The organism is Anabaena sp. CCY 0017 (assembly GCF_963920885.1).
Classification (GTDB): Bacteria; Cyanobacteriota; Cyanobacteriia; order Cyanobacteriales; family Nostocaceae; genus Nodularia.
In genome coordinates this window covers 86,692-102,735 of record NZ_CAWUDG010000014.1, presented here as the reverse complement: position 1 = coordinate 102,735, position 16,044 = coordinate 86,692, and the positions used below count along the sequence as shown (strand labels likewise).

Below are 16,044 nucleotides of genomic sequence, written 5' to 3'. Positions count from 1 at the left end.
GCTGAGTGCTGAGTGCTGAGTGGGTAGGGGCGGGTTTAAGCAGTCAGTTTGTGGTTCGTCGAAATCCTTAGTAACCCCGCCCGTACATGAGTGCTGAGTGGGGAATCGGGTGGTTTGAAAAGTCTAATTCACCACTAGCCCTAGCTTTAAGCGAAGGAAACTATGCCGGAGCCTCCATATAGTATACTTGGTAAAGTTTAGTTGCAAAAATATCCATTTTAATATTTGCAGTGCTAATCTAATAATTGAAGCAATAAAGCTTCCCTGGCAGATGCAACAGCTAGATGTGTAATAGAAGAAGAGGTAAAACGCTGTTTAACTTATGTCTGTCTCGTCCAAACCGAACAACACCCAACACGAAAGCTGATATTTCCTCAAATGAAACTCAGGGGGCGCTGCCACTAGTTTTGATTACTTGTTTCAGGTATTAGAACTGTTACATCCCTGGATAGATTAAACAACAAGAGGAAATCATTAAAGCGAGTAGAAGTTTGGGTGTTGTTGTTTAAATGAGTACAGTTAGGTGTAAGCTAATAACAAAGTTAAATAGTTAAAAAAAATTTAAATAGCGCCTTATGTCAATTATTGCGCTCAGAGCCTGGTATATTGAAGATTATGAGCCGATACCAAAACTGGAGAAGCGTCAGCCAGATATTCGCCTCAGTAAAAAAAGCTTGCTCAAATCAGCATTAAGAGCCGACTTTCTCGAAGATATTGACCATGTTAAGCAATCAACTTGGTTTGGGCGTTATCTAGAAGGGGAAAATATTGAATTTTATATTGAAGGTAGTGGTGGCTATTGCGTAGCTAACATTGACTTAATTAGTCATGAAATTTATTTCACCAAACAAGCTTTATTAGCTCAGTTAGAACCAACGATTTTTTTATGCTCCCAAACTGAGTATGCACCAGCGAGTGATGCTTTAAGAGAGGAACTACAAAAAAGTTTGGAATCTTTGAACTTGCGATCGCGCCAAACTCTAACATTAGTAGAAGCTCATCGCCCTAGCAATGCTCCCATTAGACTCAGCCGTGCTATGATGAGGAAAATTCGGAGGAGTTTGCTGTTTATCGCCGATACTACACCAATTGCCAGCATTTCTGGGAAAGAAAATAATCAATTAATTCCTAGTCCCAATGTCTGTGTGGAAATCGGCTATGCGATTCAAAGTAAGCGTGCTGAACAAATATTGTTAGCGCAGATGCAACACCCAGACTTTGAGGGTGAGTTTCCCTTTGATTTGCCCACACAACAAATTTTGAAGTTTCAAAACAGTGCAGACTTGAGTAAAATGCTGACTGGATATATTGAAACTCAATTAGCCAGATTTAAATTATTTTTCTAATTACAGATTCGTGGAGATTGCTTGTACTGGACAAGTAGGGATACATTGTTCACAGACGATACAGCGCGATCGCGTGAAAGTCAATTTGGATGTTTCTGGGTGCAAAGTTAGGGCTTCTGTAGGACAAACCCCAGTACACAAACCACAATGAACACAGACATCTTCATCGATGACAATTTCACCCAAGTTATGGGAAACATTGATATGACGCGATCGCATCCACTCAATAGCTTCATCTAAGCGATCAATATCTCCAGATAATTCTACCACGAGTTTACCAATTTGGTTTGGTGCAACTTGGGCGCGGATAATATTTGCAGCCACGTTAAATTCCTTCGCCAGTAGGTAAGTTACCGGCATTTGAATCGCACGTTTGGGAAAAGTCAGGGTAACTCGTTTTTTCACAGCTTTAGCAGAGAGTAGTTTCTGTTCTAGCTTAGTCCGAACGACATTCGCGTTAGCGTCTCCCCTGGGGAAAAAAGCGCCGACAAGGAAAACGTTAAACTAAAAAGTGACAATAGTTAATAAGTTTTAATAAATTTGCTATGACTACAGAAACCCCTATGAATGCTACTCCTAAGCCTGAAACCACATCTGGGAAGAGGGTGAGAAATTTCTTAATTGCTATAGTGGCGATCGCCCTGAGTGTTGCTTTAGTCTTAGGATTAAGAACAGAAACTAATTCCACCTCCTTAGCCGACTTAGATCAAACCTCCACACCCCTAGAAGTAGCAATTAGCAACGGTAAACCCTCAATAGTCGAATTTTACGCTAACTGGTGTACTGTCTGCCAAAAAATGGCTCCTGATATCGCCGAACTCGAACAGGAGTATGCTGAGAAGGTGAACTTTGTGATGTTGAACGTAGACAACACCAAATGGCTACCAGAAATGCTGAAATATCGAGTAGATGGGATTCCTCACTTTGTATTTTTAGCTAAAGATGGCGAAACCATCGCCCAAACCATCGGAGATCAACCCCATACAGTCATGGCTAGTAACTTAGACGCGTTAGTTGCTGGTTCCTCCTTACCCTATGCTCAAACTAGCGGCCAAGTTTCCCAATTTCGCGCTCCTGTGACACCCGCTAACAATCAAGATGATCCTCGCAGTCATGGTAGCCAAGTAGTTAATTAATTCGTAATTCGTAATTCGTAATTCGTAATTCGTAGTTCGTAGTTCGTAATTCGTAATTTAGCCCGCCTTGGAATTGCGTCAAAAACTCCCCTCTCCTTAGTAAGGCTACGGTGTACACACAAGTGATCTGATCCCCCTAAATCCCCCTTAAAAAGGGGGACTTTAAGAAATTTTCCCCCCTTCTCAAGGGCAGGGCTGTTTCGTTCCCTAAAAGGGTTAAAATTGCAAGGGTCAAACAGATAAAAATTGAGGGCAAATCCACAATTAGGACAAAAAATTTTGGTGTCTTCAGCCCGAAATACCTAATTTTTCTTTGCGTCTTTGCGCCTTTGCGTGAGATTATCCTCTTGACAAATCTCCAACACAAGCGAATGAAACAGCCCCCCTTCTCAAGGGGGGTTAGGGGGGATCGAAACGCTGTTAGGCAACTTGATAAGACTTGTGTGTACACGGTAGCCTTAGTAAGGAGAGGGGCTGGGGGTGAGGTTCTTTTAATGAAGACGAATAGAAACGCTACCGCCATGAGCTGGTAAACCTTCGGCTGCTGCGAGAGTTACGGCGGCTTTACCGATGGTTTGCAGGGCTTGTTGATTACATTCTAAATAAGTAATGCGCTTGAGAAAATCGTACACACTCAAGCCAGAAGCAAAACGAGCAGAACGGGCGGTAGGTAGAACATGATTTGGTCCCCCTAAATAATCGCCAATGGCTTCTGGGGTATAACGGCCTAAAAATATACTCCCAGCAGACTTAATTTGATTAGCAAGTTCCTGGGGATGATCTACGCATAATTCTACGTGTTCGGGAGCTAACTGATTTAGCAACGGTATACTTTCGGCTAAATCTTCCACCAGAATCACAGCCCCATGCTGTTCCCAACTGGTTCTAGCTACTTCCTTTGTCGGTAGATTTACGAGAATTTCTTCAATTGCTGCGATCACTTTTTCTGCAAAGCTGGCAGAATCAGTAATTAAAATGGATTGGGCGCTGGGATCATGTTCGGCTTGCGAAAGTAAATCCCAGGCTATCCACTCTGGGTTATTTTGGCTATCTGCTACCACCAAAATTTCCGAAGGACCAGCTACGCTATCAATACCCACAGTCCCAAATACCTGACGTTTGGCTTCAGCGACATAGGCGTTACCAGGACCGACAATTTTATCTACAGGGGTGAGGCTTTCTGTACCATAAGCTAAAGCGGCGATCGCTTGCGCCCCACCTATACTATAAATTTCCTTCACCCCGGCAATTTGGGCAGCTGCGAGTACAGCAGGATTAATTTCACCACGAGGCATAGGTACTGCCATAACAATTCTTTCCACCCCCGCAATTTTTGCAGGTAAAGCATTCATCAATACAGAACTCGGATAACTGGCGCGTCCTCCAGGGACATAAATCCCCACCTGGGATAAAGCCACCCAATTTAATCCCAGTTTCACCCCGGCTGTATCTGTATAGCCAATATCTTGGGGTAGCTGCTTTTGATGAAAAAACCCAATTCTTTCCGCAGCTAATTCCAGTGCTGCCTTGACATCTGGCGAACATTGTGATGCGTGTTCGGCAATAAAATCAGCGCTCAGATGCAAAGATGGGGGACTGTAATGATCAAATTTCGTCGTATATTCCTGAACTGCGGCATCACCGCGCACTTTCACATCAGCGAGAATATCTTTAACTTTACCACTAACATCAACCGTTGCTTCCCGGCGATCGCTCACCAGGGCTTTGAATCTAACGGAAAAATCTTTGTCGGTTGTTTTAAGTAGCTGCATAGACTATATCTCTGAACTAGTGCGGGTTTTGCCGTAATTATCCTAATAATAATTTATCAACTCTCGTTTAAACTCTCAAACTCCTCTTCTCTGCGACTCTGCGCCTCTGCGTGAATAAATTCTTTCTAACTAACCTGCAAAACTTGCACCTCTGCTTGTGGAGCAATCAAGCTTTTACCCACTGGCAGCATCGCTAAGGCATTAGTTTGAGCTAAATTAATTAAATTACCCGAACTGTAACTACCACCAGCTTTGTAAAATTCATAAACACCATCAATTAAATGTAAGCTACCCCAAATGTAAGTTTCCCACTTGCCATTGGATTTTAACTGATCATGCGATCGCACTTTCAGAAATTTCGGTTCCCAACCTCCAGCCAACCCCGAAAGCTTCTTAATCGCTGGTTGCACAAATCGCCAAAAAGTCACCAAAGCCGAAACCGGATTTCCCGGTAAACCAAAGTAAATGGGTGAGTTATCTGTGGGAAAAGTGGCCACTGTCAGGGGTTTACCTGGACTGATGGCTACAGAGCGAATATGAATTTTAGCTCCCAGAGATTCTAAAATTTGATCAATATAGTCATAATCGCCTACAGACACACCCCCAGAAGATAAAACTATATCAGCATGAGTTATGGCGTAGGCGATCGCATCTCTCAAAGCATCTGGATTATCCGGAATAATACCTAACAATAATGGTTCTCCCCCCGCCTCTTTCACCAAAGCAGCTAAAGCATATTGATTAGAATCGACAATTTGACCAGGTTGCAGAGGTTTATCAGGCGTTACCAACTCGTTACCACTAGAAAAAATTGCCACACGAGGACGACGGTAAACACTGATTTTTGTACATTGCGCCGCCGCTAAAACCGCAATTTCTGGAGGATTTAATTTAACTCCTCTGGGTAATAATTGTTTTCCAGCTTGGTAAAAAGCCCCTTTGTGTCTGACAAATTCTTGTGGTTGTGGCGCAGCCAAAATAAATACACGGTTTTCTTCTCGCCGTGTCCTCTCCTGCATCACCACAGTATTTGCCCCCATTGGCATTACCGCACCTGTAAAAATTCGTGCTGCTTGCCCTGCTTTGACTGTAGACTGGGGTTGGTATCCGGCGGGAATTTCTGCAATAATTTCTAAACCTGTCGGCTGTGCGTCGCTAGAGTGCTGTACATCTTCATAACGGACTGCGTAGCCATCCATTGCGGAATTGTCCCAATGGGGAAAATCTAATTTACTGGTGACAGGAGTGGAAATAATTCGTCTGTCTGCTGCCAATAAATCTATAATTTCTATATCCCGTTGCTGATCTAACGGTTGGACTAAATTTAGAATTACTCCCTCTGCATCGCTGACTGATAACATAGCGATCGCCTCTGACTCTAATTAATAATTTCCTGCCAACACATTCGGCAACCCTAATTTTTGAGAATAATACCTATCCTAGATGATTTCTGACTCAAGCTTTTGTAAACTCTTTCCAAGACCTAGAGAGGACTGTTCCTGCTGACTTGGCAAAAAGAAATGTCAGCATAAGTCCTATAAGTAGATCCGGCCAAAATGATCCCGTGAGAAATACCAGTCCAGCAGCTGCAAGTACGGATATATTGGCGATGATATCGTTACGAGAACACAGCCACACAGAAGACATATTGAGATTATCATTCCTGTGACTTGCCAAAAGATAAAGACAAAACAAGTTAGCACCAAGAGCAATCAACCCGACTGTACTCATGAGTTGGAACTCAGGAGTTGTGTGAACAGATGCCTGATAAGTAGCTCGTGCAAAAACTGCTACAGCTGATAAAAACATGATACATCCTTTCAGCAGTGCGGATTGTGCCTGTAATTTTGTGCCTTTGTTGATCACGTAGAGACTACTGCCATAAGCGATCGCATCTCCTAGCATATCAAGGGAATCTCCTGTCAGAGAAAGGGACTTTGACTCAATTCCAGCAAAAAGTTCGACAACGAACATGACTGCGTTCACTCCGAGAACAATCCATAAAACCTTGCTTTGGCGCTTGGTCATTTGTTCTAGTTCGCATGATTTCTTTTGGCAGCAGTTGTCAGACATTGCCTAGTTCCTTGATACTTTTCATTCCAATATTCAAAAGAATATAATAATGTTGACTAAAAAAAAAGACTATTGGAGAATCTGCTCCAATACAAGATCCAGAATTTTGCCTACGAATTGATCCCGCAGTGAGTAATAGACAAGTTTCCCGTCATTCCTATACTTAAGTACCTTAAGATCACGAAGTTTCCGCAAATGATGTGATGCAACAGATACCTGTACACTAAGAACATCTGCAAGATCACAGACACACATTTCCTTGCCGTCTTTTAAAGCATGGAGTATTTTCAGCCGAGATTTCTCAGCCAGAGCAGTAAAGAGTGTTTTAGCTTCTTCTAGGGCTTCGTCCATCGGCATTTCTTCGCGGACGTGACTTACCAAATTCTCGTTGAAGCAGCGCACTTGACAAACATCATTCGGATTCGATTTTGGCACTATAATTTCCTATGGAAAACTTCAAAGCCAGTCTAGCACTGATTTAGAGAGGTTAGAAGAGGCAGAGGGGAAGGGGGCAGGGTGCAGGGGGAAAAGAAGAACGGGGGCAGGGTGCAGGGGAGAAGAGGAAAGGGTGTGAAGTAACCGGAAGTTCACTGTAATTTCTAACTCCCCCTTGCTCCCCTGCTTCTTTTTACCTCACTCTGATTGGCGGTTAGTGCCACATTCAGATTCATAACCCTAATAATATAAATAACAGGAGCAATGATTATTTTCCCCAGCTAAATAAAAACACCTATTTTTTATGACTATAGAACGAGTCCCCGAAATACACTATCCCAAAGCTGATATTGTCCGGCGAGGAATGGCATTAGGGCTAGACTTCCTGGGAGTCTGGTTAATCAGTTCTATATTAGGAGGTAATCAAATCGGTATCCAGTGGGTGCAAATTCTCGTTTTTATGTTCTGCTGGGTGATTTTTCGCATACTGGTAGTTTACAACAATCAAGGGCAGAGCTTAGGGCGTTGGGCTTTTGACCTGAAAATTCTCGAAGTCATAAATGGCGAAATTACAGGCAGAATTCCCACCTTGCGATCGCTGCTCAAACGAGAAGCTATAATCGGATTTGGTGCGCTTTTGGTGTCAATTGCCTTGGGCAACATCAGAGCCAACCCCACTGCTATACTGCTATTAATTCCCCTAGCCATTGATTGTGGCGCTGCTTTATCTGACAACCAGATGCAGCAAGCCCTACACGACCGCTACGGTGGTACTTTCATAGTTTCGTCGCGCCGGGGCTACTCGCTAGATATAAAGATTAAACGATTAGTTGGAAAAATGCGCCGAAGTGTGAGAAGATAGTAATTTGTGTTAATTTCTCTTCAGGCTTCACTGTTTGTAAGATTATGGCTAAGAGTAAAGGTGCGCGCATAATAATGACACTCGAATGTACAGAGTGTCGGACTAACCCAGACAAAAGGTCTGCTGGTGTTTCCAGATATACCAGCACCAAGAACCGTCGCAACACGACCAACCGTGTAGAACTGAAAAAGTTCTGTACACACTGCAACAAACATACTGTTCACAAGGAAATTAAGTAAAGATGAGTTACTATCGTCGTCGCCTGTCTCCCATTAAGCCAGGAGACCCCATTGATTACAAAGACGTTGATTTGTTGCGTAAGTTTATCACCGAACGAGGCAAAATATTACCACGTCGGATTACTGGGCTTACCTGTAAGCAACAACGAGATTTGACATTAGCAATTAAACGGGCGCGGATTGTGGCATTATTGCCATTTGTCAATGCGGAAGCTTAAGAAAAAGTCATGAGTTATGAGTGATGAGTTAAGAATCAAAACTCCTAACTCTGAACTTAAAACTATAAAAAATGTTCACCAATAATTGCGAGAGTTGTGGATAAGGGTACGCTAGTTGAATTTAGGGTTCAAGGCGAACGCCGTCTGGGTGTAGTAGATCGCCCGGACGGCAAAACCCGTTGGTTTGTGTTAGATGAACGTGGTCAATCTCACAGCCTCGCGCCTAGACAAATTAGTTATACAGTTAACGGACAAACCTATAAACCCTCGGAAATTAGCAGTTTTCAAGGGCAGGTTCAACCTTATATAGATCCCTCTAGTCTGGAAGTAGCTTGGGAATTACTGGTTGAGGATGGAGAAACAGTCACACCAGCCCAAATGGCCAATCTGTTGTTTTCTGAATCAGAAGCGGCTGCTTGTTATGCTGCCCATTGCTTGTTATCAGAAGACAAACTGTATTTCAAGCAAAAAGGAGAAGCTTATGAACCACGAACGGCGGCGCAGGTAGCAGAACTCAAACACCAGACAGAAGTCAAGGCACTCAAAGCCAAGGGACAGGAAGAATTTTTATCTCGCGTAGAGCAAGCCCTCCAGGGTGAAGCGGTGGAATGGCAACGCCACGACCGCCAGCGCTTAGAAGCACTGGAAAAATACGCAGCATTGCTGGCTGATGTGGTGCGAATGGGAGTAAATTATGATACTCTCGCCCGTGCCTATCCGCCGCCAGCCCCAGTGTTAGAAACAATGAGTATGCTGGGTCGTTCGGCAACTCCTCCAGGAGCTTTTCAGTTATTAATAGACTTAGGTTGGTGGGATGCCCATGAAAACTTGTTTGTGCGTCGTTCGTCAATTCCGGTTCAGTTTCCTAGCAAGGTATTAGAAGTGGCGCAACAGCGTTTGGATTTCCCCCCAACTGACTTAGATGCAAATCGCCTAGATTTGTCTCATTTAAAGGTCTATACAATTGATGATGAAAGCACTACTGAGATAGACGATGGTTTAAGTTGGGAATTACTTCCAGATGGGCGAGAACGGTTATGGGTGCATATTGCCGATCCTACCCGGTGGTTAGTGCCAGATGATGAATTAGACCTAGAAGCCAGAAAACGGGGAAGTACAGTATATTTACCGACGGGGATGGTTCCCATGTTCCCGGAATTATTGGCAACTGGCCCCATGAGCTTGGTACAGGGAAGGATTTCTTGCGCCTTGAGTTTTGGGGTGGTTTTAGATGAAACTGGGTGTGTAGAAGATTACACGATTCATCCGAGTTTTATTAAGCCGACTTATCGCCTCACCTACGAAGATGTCGATGAGATGCTGGAATTAGGTGTGGAAGCCGAACCAGAAATTGAGGCGATCGCTAACTGGGCAAAGCAGCGCAAATCTTGGCGGTATAATCAAGGAGCCATCAGCATCAATATGCCGGAGGCAACGATCAAAGTCAAAAACGACCAGATCGATATTGATATATTAGATGATTCCTCATCGCGGCAATTGGTAGCAGAAATGATGATTATGGCGGGTGAAGTAGCAGCCCGTTATGGTCAAGCTCACAATATACCTCTGCCCTTTCGTGGTCAACCACAACCAGAATTACCCCCAGACGAAGAATTACTTTTACTCCCAGCCGGATTCGTTCGCTCCTGCGCCATGCGTCGTTGTATGCCCAAGAGTGAAATGAGCATCACGCCTTTACGCCATGCTGGTTTAGGTTTAAATACTTACACTCAGGCAACTTCTCCCATTCGCCGTTACAGTGACTTACTGACGCACTTCCAGTTAAAAGCCCACTTACGGGGTGAGAGTTTGCCCTTTACAGCCGACCAACTCCGAGAAGTGATGATGACAGTCACCTCTACCACCCAAGAAGTGACAATGGTAGAACGGCAAACTAATAGATATTGGGCTTTAGAATATTTACGTCGTCATCCTGACCAAGTTTGGGACGTGACAGTTTTAATGTGGCTACGAGAAGACAGCAACTTAGCACTAATTCTGTTAGAAGATTTGGGCTTACAGTTGCCTATGTTCTTTAAACGTTCTGTAGGATTAGGAGAACAGGTATTAGTCAAAGTTAGTCACGCTGACCCGCAAAAAGATATGATTCAGTTTCAGGAAATAATTTATCAAGAAAGCCATCAAGCAACGAATTAGCTGTAAGGAATAATGGGGAGAATGATACTTCGTTAATAACTAAAGCATCAGAGTTAGTTTTACAGATAACAGGCTAATAAGGCTGGTTATTTGTAAAATAATCTAAATTCTTTAGCATGAGGAATTGTCAGATGAACGCTCATAAAATCGAAGTTATTTTAACTGAAGATGGAACTTTGAAATTGCAAGGTTTACCCTTTCATGCTGGCGAAGCTGTGGAAGTGATAATTTTGTCAGCTAAAACGTTACAAAATCAAGCCGATCCAAAATCCCAATCAGATAAAAATCTTTATCCTTTGCATGACACACAGCCATATCAGTATGATGAACCCACAGAACCTGTTGCTTTAGAAGATTGGGAAGTTTTGCAATGATTGTACTTGACACTCACATCTGGGTTTGGTGGGTACAAAACGATTCACGACTAACCGCAGAACATAGACAATGGTTACAAGATTATGAGAAATCCGGACTAGGAATCAGCATTCTTTCTTGTTGGGAAGTAGCAAAATTAGTTGAAAAAAATAGACTAATTTTGCCCTTATCTATTAATGAATGGTTAGAAATTGCTTTGGCTTATCCTGGAGTACAGCTATTAAATTTGACTCTACCAATAGTTATTGATTCAACTCAATTAAAAGGTTTTCATAGTGACCCATTTGACCAACTTATCGTAGCAACAGCCAGGTTTTATGATTGTGATTTATTAACTGCTGATGCAAAGATTCTTAATTATTCTGATGTCAAGACGCTCAAATAAGTAATAATTGCGTTTTTAAACTGTCAACAATCAAAATAATTATTTCTTACCTCACCGTTAAGGCAAAATATAGGCTCTAATGATATTTACAAACTTCTGAATAAAAAAGTAGAGACGTTGTATAGCGGTTATCAGTTAAGTGAGATACAAGAACCCCACCCCAACCCCCTCCCCGCAAGCGAGGCTACGGTGTACACACAAGTCTTGCCTGTCTGTGTTTGAGCCTGTTTTGCCCCCTAAATCCCCCAAGTTTGGGGGACTTGGAAAATTCTTGTTCCCCCATAATTGGGGGTTAGGGGGCGATTCGATCACTTGTGTGTACACGGTAGGCAAGCGAGGAGGGGGCTATGATGTACTTCATTCGAGTGCATACCGCTATATACAACGTCTCTACAAAGATTAATCTCAGAAGAATATTTTAACTAACTAGCGATCGCCTCAGTTTTTTCTTCAGCTTTTTTAGCGGGTACGGGTACATAAGGTTCTTCTTTCCCTTGTGCCAAATATGCAGCCACCTGGCTTTCAATTTGCTCGCGGACAATTTGGCGATACTCTAGAAAATGCTCGTTGTGAGCGCAGACAGAGATATAATGCTCCAGCACTCCTGGGTTACGCTTGAGGATACTAAACAAGTGATGCCAGAATTTCCAGCGAGTCTCTCGTACAATACCTTGTCGCCAAATTACAATCAGTAACGCCTTCACAACTATCCATTCCGGCATTTTGGAAGGTGCTTTCCATTTTGGCAAACCCATCATCAAGAAACAGCGATAGGTACGATCCAAATAGTTGACTGGATCATATAAAGTGCAGAACGCCTCAATATATTCTCTGCCAATATCTTCTAAAGGACGGGTAGGAAGGAAATTCATCAACGTTGTTTGGTTGATGTTACCATCTTGATTTTCCCGCAGTCGTCCTTCTCTTTTCAGACGATGTGACAATGCTGTATTGGGTAAAGCTTGCAACATCGCGAAGGTAGTAGAAGGAATTGCCGCTTGTTCAGCAAATTTGACAATGCGATCGCCTGCGCCTGCTTTTTCGCCATCAAACCCGATAATAAACCCAGCCATTGGCCGCAACCCAGCTTTGATAATGGTTTGCACTGCGTCGGCTAGAGAACTGCGAGTATTTTGAAACTTCTTCGTTAATTGCAGACTATCTTCATCCGGGGTTTCAATTCCCAAGAACACCGCAGAGAAGCCAGACTCAACCATCAATTCCAGCATTTCTGGATCTTGTGCTAAATCCACAGAAGCTTCAGTATCAAAGCGGAACGGATACTGATGTTCTTCCATCCAGACTTTCAACTCTTTCAGTAACAATTTTACATTGCGCTTGTTACCGATAAAATTGTCATCCACCATAAACACACCCCGCCGCCAACCCAACTCATACAGACAATCTAACTCTGCTAATAGTTGTGCAGGGGTTTTGGTGCGTGGCTTGCGTCCGTAGAGAACAATAATGTCACAAAATTCGCACTGGAAAGGACACCCGCGCGAAAACTGTACCGACATCATGTCATAAGCATTCAACTCTAATAAATCAAAGCGGGGAACTGGCGTACTGGTGACATCTGGTTTCTCTGTGGCGCGGAAAACACCAGATGTTTCACCCCGTTGAATCGCTTCAATAAACATGGGTAGGGTGAGTTCCCCTTCATCCAGAATCAGGAAGTCTGCACCGACATTTTCCACTTCATGAGGCACAGAAGTAGGATAAGGACCACCCACAGCAACTAACTTACCACGTTGTTTTGCTTCTTTGATTTGCCCTAACAAGTCTTCCTTCTGGACAATCATCGCCGACAGAATTACCACATCTGCCCATGCCCATTCTTCTTCTGTCGCTGAACGAATATTGCGATCGACCAGCTTAAACTCCCATTCTTGGGGCAGAATTGCTGCTACCGTCACTAAACCCAACGGTGGTAACAAAACCTTGCGATCAACTAACTCTAGAATTTTCTCATAAGACCAAAAGGTTTTGGGAAATATTGGATATACCAGTAAGATTCGCATATAGTATTAATCCTCACACTGTGATTGTTATCCCAACTTTAACGAAAATTAAGAGTTATTGACTTTTTCTTAAATTTGCTTTAGTTTACCGTGATTTTTTTTACTTGGCAATTAATCTACAGTGACCTAATAGCTCAGTTTTCTGTTCCAATTAAGAATAAAGTTATTGCAGAGGATGTTTGAAATTGTAGGCGATCGCATTCAGCCTGACCTAGTAACCACCCACTCTTAGCACATTATTTGACATTTTCGCGCAGAAAAATTAAATAGTTACAATAAGTGATACCATTAGGACTTACGAAAAATTATGAAAAAACGAACCGCAAAGGACACAAAGGAAACAAAGTCAAGAGTGTTTCAGAGAGTTCTTACGTAATAAATTTACTATCAACAACATTAAGCAGGAATTATATTTCATGAAAGTTGCCTATTTGTTCATTGAAAAGTACCCCAATTACGACTTAAGTTTTAAAACATTTGACTGCATTGATCCTGATGATTTAGTTGATTTAGAAACCTATGTAAGTGTAGGTTTAATGAGCATGAATTGGCTTAATAGTGCTGATCCCTTGTATAAACAGAAATTTGTCGCACTTGGGTTATTTGCATCTATGAGAGGTATTGGTCTCATGGCGAAGAATAATGCCGATGAGGTGATTCTGAGTCAACCAATCTATGTTGTGATATTTGACTCGATTCGTCGTGGTCTTGCACAAAAAATAAATCTTAGTTTGAAGAAAACTCCTCACTATCTTGGCTTTACTCAAGTCATACCTGATTATCCACTACATCAAGTGGCTTTTATTATAGATGCCCCACCAGTTGAGTTTAGAATACAGGGAAAGCGAGTTTTTATTTTGTATTCATCAAGTGGATCAGACGATTCCGAGAATGTAGCAGATGAGAAATTGGAGTATTTTCATCATAAATATACATTGGGGCTTACTGCTGCTAAAACAGATATAGGAGCAAAATTCTCTTTCATTGACGGTGGCTGTGATTCGATTACAGGTGATTTAGATATTCAGACAGCAATCTTGCTACTAGGCGATGAGTGGGGAGTTCAAGCAGAGAAAGCAATTTATGCGCTTAGAGATTCTATACCTGAAGCTTTAGATGATCTAATTCTAGGTGTGAAGGAATTGTCAAAATCAAACTTGTCATCGGCTGGATGTGCAAAAGCAGCAGTAAACTTTCGTCGTTGTCTCGATAAGATAGCTGAAACGCTAGAACCTACGTTAAGTTCTTCGGAAAAAGCTGCAACCAAAGGCATGGGTGATTATAAATCACGGCTTAAAATATTTGTTGATAAAAAGTTAAGTAAATCAGAGCCATATCGTGACTACGTTAAAACTGAACTTGATGAAATCTCCACAAGAATTAGCAAGTTGTATAACCTGAGTAACAAAGGTATTCATGAAGACTGGTTTCGTAAAGCTTTTTCAATGTTAATGTTACGTTTAGTGCTTTTAATTAATGATCTGCTGACAACTTTTCCAGGCAAACAAAAACTTATATATGACGAAAGCCATTTTGAATTTATATAGTGCGATAACGTGATCGCCCCTCTTGTAGAGTTGCATTTCATTAATCCATCTTCTTTATTTATATGGGAGGATGCTTGTGGAGAAGGAAGCGATCGCATGGGCTAAACTAGAGGAGTGCGATCGCGCCAGCGCTGACTTGTCAGTTCGCCATTTATCTTACTTTGGGGGCTGGGATATATGACAAATCGTGAGCAATTGCTCCAAGAACTCGAACAAACTCCTGATGATATTGTGGAAATGTTGTTAGATTTTTTGCATCGTGTTAAGGCAACACGTAAAGATCATCCCCTGGCAAAGTTTGCCGGAATTTTAAGCGACGCAGAAGCCGCAGAGCTAAAACACTCAATTACCTCAGAGTGTAGGCAGGTAGATGCAAATGAGTGGTGAAATTGCGCTGGATACTTCTGTTGCAATTCGTTTCTTAAATGGTGATGCAGCAATTATTGAAAGAGTGTTAGCGTTACCGGAAGTTATTTTACCTCTAGTGGTAGCAGGAGAATTGTTGTTTGGGGCAGAGAATTCATCGCGTCCATTGCAAAATTTACCGCGTTATCTAGAGTTTATTTCAACTTGTACGGTTGTACCCTTGGGAAGAGAAACAACTTCTATCTATGCTCGAACCCGGTTACTGCTGAAGCGTAAAGGGCGACCAATTCCAATGAATGATATTTGGATTGCTGCTCAGTGCTTGGAAAAAGGGTGGATATTAGTTACAGATGATACGGATTTTGATTATGTAGATGGGTTGGTAATAAGTAGGTGAACTGAAGAAAATAGGAGCGATCGCAACAGCGCTGACTTGTCAGTTCGCATGGGCTAAACTAGAGGAGTGCGATCGCGCATCTTGAGAGAGATTATGGAGTTATTTTAAATGTCAGTCCTACTGCAAAGAATCACAATCAATCCCAAACAATGTGGTGGTCGTCCCTGCATTCGAGGTATGAGAATTAGAGTATCAGATATTTTAGATTTATTTGCGGCTGGACTCAGTGCAGAAGAAATATTAGCAGAAATGCCTGATCTTGAGGCTGATGACTTAAAAGCAGCACTTTCCTATGCTTCTCGTAAACTCAATCATCCAGTCCTAGTAGCATGACAATCTGGGTAGATGCACACCTATCACCAGCGATCGCAACTTGGATTACTGCTACCTTTGGTATTACAGCATTTGCTTTACGTGATCTGGGTTTAAGAGATGCGGAAGATCCTGAAATTTTCGAGGCTGCAAAATCTCAAGGTGTTATTTTTATAACTAAAGACAGTGACTTTATTGAACTGGTAGATCGTCTGGGAACACCACCGCAAATTATTTGGTTAACTTGTGGAAATACTTCCAATGCCAGATTACAAGAGATTTTAATAAAAACTCTACCACAGGCGTTAGAGCTTTTACAATCAGGTGAAGGTTTAGTTGAGATCAGTGGAGACTATTAGGTGAAAAATTTTTCGCTGATTTTGTATAAAAATAACCTACG

The 16,044-nt window shown here is 42.3% G+C and carries 19 protein-coding genes; 13 read left to right on the top strand and 6 right to left on the bottom strand.

Annotated features, from left to right (window positions below):
* The first annotated feature begins 575 nt into the window (after positions 1 to 575).
* Positions 576 to 1,346 (top strand): hypothetical protein, encoded by a 771-nt coding sequence (locus tag ACM0OW_RS16980; RefSeq protein ID WP_414551335.1) that lies wholly within the window; start codon positions 576 to 578, stop codon positions 1,344 to 1,346.
* Here ACM0OW_RS16980 and ACM0OW_RS16975 read toward each other — a convergent pair whose 3' ends face one another.
* Positions 1,347 to 1,751: an NIL domain-containing protein gene (locus ACM0OW_RS16975; RefSeq protein WP_193997522.1), complete on the bottom strand. Its 405-nt coding sequence runs from the start codon at positions 1,749 to 1,751 to the stop codon at positions 1,347 to 1,349.
* A gap of 140 nt (positions 1,752 to 1,891) precedes the next feature.
* On the opposite strand from ACM0OW_RS16975, the gene ACM0OW_RS16970 reads away from it, so the two are divergent.
* A complete protein-coding gene (locus ACM0OW_RS16970) occupies positions 1,892 to 2,482 on the top strand; it encodes a thioredoxin family protein (RefSeq protein ID WP_414551334.1) in 591 nt (196 codons plus the stop codon).
* Between the two features lie 491 nt (positions 2,483 to 2,973).
* Here ACM0OW_RS16970 and hisD read toward each other — a convergent pair whose 3' ends face one another.
* The 4 genes from hisD to ACM0OW_RS16950 form a co-directional block, all read right to left on the bottom strand.
* On the bottom strand, positions 2,974 to 4,254 hold the full coding sequence (gene hisD, locus ACM0OW_RS16965; protein ID WP_414551333.1) for a histidinol dehydrogenase: 1,281 nt from the start codon (positions 4,252 to 4,254) through the stop codon (positions 2,974 to 2,976).
* 125 nt (positions 4,255 to 4,379) lie between these two features.
* On the bottom strand, positions 4,380 to 5,615 hold the full coding sequence (glp, locus tag ACM0OW_RS16960) for a gephyrin-like molybdotransferase Glp (protein WP_414551332.1): 1,236 nt from the start codon (positions 5,613 to 5,615) through the stop codon (positions 4,380 to 4,382).
* Positions 5,616 to 5,709: 94 nt separating this feature from the next.
* Positions 5,710 to 6,327 (bottom strand): cation transporter, encoded by a 618-nt coding sequence (locus ACM0OW_RS16955; RefSeq protein ID WP_414551331.1) that lies wholly within the window; start codon positions 6,325 to 6,327, stop codon positions 5,710 to 5,712.
* 69 nt (positions 6,328 to 6,396) lie between these two features.
* On the bottom strand, positions 6,397 to 6,762 hold the full coding sequence (locus ACM0OW_RS16950) for an ArsR/SmtB family transcription factor (protein WP_414551330.1): 366 nt from the start codon (positions 6,760 to 6,762) through the stop codon (positions 6,397 to 6,399).
* Between the two features lie 304 nt (positions 6,763 to 7,066).
* Here ACM0OW_RS16950 and ACM0OW_RS16945 point away from each other — a divergent pair, with 304 nt between their 5' ends.
* The 6 genes from ACM0OW_RS16945 to ACM0OW_RS16920 all read left to right on the top strand — a co-directional run bounded on the left by ACM0OW_RS16945 (position 7,067) and on the right by ACM0OW_RS16920 (position 10,998).
* Positions 7,067 to 7,624, top strand: coding sequence for an RDD family protein (locus ACM0OW_RS16945; RefSeq protein ID WP_414551329.1), 558 nt, complete (start codon positions 7,067 to 7,069; stop codon positions 7,622 to 7,624).
* Between the two features lie 44 nt (positions 7,625 to 7,668).
* Positions 7,669 to 7,863, top strand: coding sequence for a 50S ribosomal protein L33 (rpmG, locus tag ACM0OW_RS16940; RefSeq protein WP_323215819.1), 195 nt, complete (start codon positions 7,669 to 7,671; stop codon positions 7,861 to 7,863).
* 2 nt (positions 7,864 to 7,865) lie between these two features.
* On the top strand, positions 7,866 to 8,081 hold the full coding sequence (gene rpsR / locus ACM0OW_RS16935) for a 30S ribosomal protein S18 (RefSeq protein WP_089092213.1): 216 nt from the start codon (positions 7,866 to 7,868) through the stop codon (positions 8,079 to 8,081).
* A 96-nt stretch (positions 8,082 to 8,177) separates the two neighbouring features.
* The gene (locus tag ACM0OW_RS16930) at positions 8,178 to 10,238 is read left to right on the top strand and encodes a ribonuclease catalytic domain-containing protein (RefSeq protein ID WP_414551328.1); all 2,061 of its coding nucleotides are present in this window, start codon (positions 8,178 to 8,180) and stop codon (positions 10,236 to 10,238) included.
* Between the two features lie 131 nt (positions 10,239 to 10,369).
* Positions 10,370 to 10,612: a hypothetical protein gene (locus ACM0OW_RS16925; RefSeq protein ID WP_414551327.1), complete on the top strand. Its 243-nt coding sequence runs from the start codon at positions 10,370 to 10,372 to the stop codon at positions 10,610 to 10,612.
* Positions 10,609 to 10,998, top strand: a complete 390-nt coding sequence (locus tag ACM0OW_RS16920; protein ID WP_414551326.1) for a type II toxin-antitoxin system VapC family toxin — start codon at positions 10,609 to 10,611, stop codon at positions 10,996 to 10,998. The genes ACM0OW_RS16925 and ACM0OW_RS16920 overlap by 4 nt, the downstream gene beginning before the upstream one ends.
* Before the next feature lie 422 nt (positions 10,999 to 11,420).
* Here the strand turns inward: ACM0OW_RS16920 and ACM0OW_RS16915 are convergent, their stop codons facing one another.
* The gene (locus ACM0OW_RS16915) at positions 11,421 to 13,022 is read right to left on the bottom strand and encodes a B12-binding domain-containing radical SAM protein (RefSeq protein WP_414551325.1); all 1,602 of its coding nucleotides are present in this window, start codon (positions 13,020 to 13,022) and stop codon (positions 11,421 to 11,423) included.
* Positions 13,023 to 13,438: 416 nt separating this feature from the next.
* On the opposite strand from ACM0OW_RS16915, the gene ACM0OW_RS16910 reads away from it, so the two are divergent.
* The 5 genes from ACM0OW_RS16910 to ACM0OW_RS16890 all read left to right on the top strand — a co-directional run bounded on the left by ACM0OW_RS16910 (position 13,439) and on the right by ACM0OW_RS16890 (position 16,003).
* The gene (locus tag ACM0OW_RS16910) at positions 13,439 to 14,569 is read left to right on the top strand and encodes a hypothetical protein (protein WP_414551324.1); all 1,131 of its coding nucleotides are present in this window, start codon (positions 13,439 to 13,441) and stop codon (positions 14,567 to 14,569) included.
* Between the two features lie 177 nt (positions 14,570 to 14,746).
* Positions 14,747 to 14,956: a hypothetical protein gene (locus ACM0OW_RS16905; protein WP_414551323.1), complete on the top strand. Its 210-nt coding sequence runs from the start codon at positions 14,747 to 14,749 to the stop codon at positions 14,954 to 14,956.
* On the top strand, positions 14,946 to 15,332 hold the full coding sequence (locus ACM0OW_RS16900; protein WP_414551322.1) for a type II toxin-antitoxin system VapC family toxin: 387 nt from the start codon (positions 14,946 to 14,948) through the stop codon (positions 15,330 to 15,332). Before ACM0OW_RS16905 ends, ACM0OW_RS16900 begins: the two co-directional genes overlap by 11 nt.
* A 108-nt stretch (positions 15,333 to 15,440) precedes the next feature.
* On the top strand, positions 15,441 to 15,665 hold the full coding sequence (locus ACM0OW_RS16895; RefSeq protein ID WP_239731216.1) for a DUF433 domain-containing protein: 225 nt from the start codon (positions 15,441 to 15,443) through the stop codon (positions 15,663 to 15,665).
* Complete coding sequence (locus tag ACM0OW_RS16890; protein WP_414551321.1) at positions 15,662 to 16,003, top strand: DUF5615 family PIN-like protein; 342 nt, start codon at positions 15,662 to 15,664, stop codon at positions 16,001 to 16,003. The genes ACM0OW_RS16895 and ACM0OW_RS16890 overlap by 4 nt, the downstream gene beginning before the upstream one ends.
* Positions 16,004 to 16,044: the final 41 nt, after the last annotated feature.

What these genes read in the sequence shown, in the direction of transcription:
- ACM0OW_RS16980 (WP_414551335.1), top strand. Translation starts at nt 576, where the DNA reads ATGTCAATTATTGCGCTCAGAGCCTGGTATATTGAAGATTATGAGCCG.
- ACM0OW_RS16970 (WP_414551334.1), top strand. Translation starts at nt 1,892, where the DNA reads ATGACTACAGAAACCCCTATGAATGCTACTCCTAAGCCTGAAACCACA.
- hisD (WP_414551333.1), bottom strand. Translation starts at nt 4,254, where the DNA reads ATGCAGCTACTTAAAACAACCGACAAAGATTTTTCCGTTAGATTCAAA.
- glp (WP_414551332.1), bottom strand. Translation starts at nt 5,615, where the DNA reads ATGTTATCAGTCAGCGATGCAGAGGGAGTAATTCTAAATTTAGTCCAA.
- ACM0OW_RS16955 (WP_414551331.1), bottom strand. Translation starts at nt 6,327, where the DNA reads ATGTCTGACAACTGCTGCCAAAAGAAATCATGCGAACTAGAACAAATG.
- ACM0OW_RS16945 (WP_414551329.1), top strand. Translation starts at nt 7,067, where the DNA reads ATGACTATAGAACGAGTCCCCGAAATACACTATCCCAAAGCTGATATT.
- rpmG (WP_323215819.1), top strand. Translation starts at nt 7,669, where the DNA reads ATGGCTAAGAGTAAAGGTGCGCGCATAATAATGACACTCGAATGTACA.
- rpsR (WP_089092213.1), top strand. Translation starts at nt 7,866, where the DNA reads ATGAGTTACTATCGTCGTCGCCTGTCTCCCATTAAGCCAGGAGACCCC.
- ACM0OW_RS16925 (WP_414551327.1), top strand. Translation starts at nt 10,370, where the DNA reads ATGAACGCTCATAAAATCGAAGTTATTTTAACTGAAGATGGAACTTTG.
- ACM0OW_RS16920 (WP_414551326.1), top strand. Translation starts at nt 10,609, where the DNA reads ATGATTGTACTTGACACTCACATCTGGGTTTGGTGGGTACAAAACGAT.
- ACM0OW_RS16915 (WP_414551325.1), bottom strand. Translation starts at nt 13,022, where the DNA reads ATGCGAATCTTACTGGTATATCCAATATTTCCCAAAACCTTTTGGTCT.
- ACM0OW_RS16910 (WP_414551324.1), top strand. Translation starts at nt 13,439, where the DNA reads ATGAAAGTTGCCTATTTGTTCATTGAAAAGTACCCCAATTACGACTTA.
- ACM0OW_RS16905 (WP_414551323.1), top strand. Translation starts at nt 14,747, where the DNA reads ATGACAAATCGTGAGCAATTGCTCCAAGAACTCGAACAAACTCCTGAT.
- ACM0OW_RS16900 (WP_414551322.1), top strand. Translation starts at nt 14,946, where the DNA reads ATGAGTGGTGAAATTGCGCTGGATACTTCTGTTGCAATTCGTTTCTTA.
- ACM0OW_RS16895 (WP_239731216.1), top strand. Translation starts at nt 15,441, where the DNA reads ATGTCAGTCCTACTGCAAAGAATCACAATCAATCCCAAACAATGTGGT.
- ACM0OW_RS16890 (WP_414551321.1), top strand. Translation starts at nt 15,662, where the DNA reads ATGACAATCTGGGTAGATGCACACCTATCACCAGCGATCGCAACTTGG.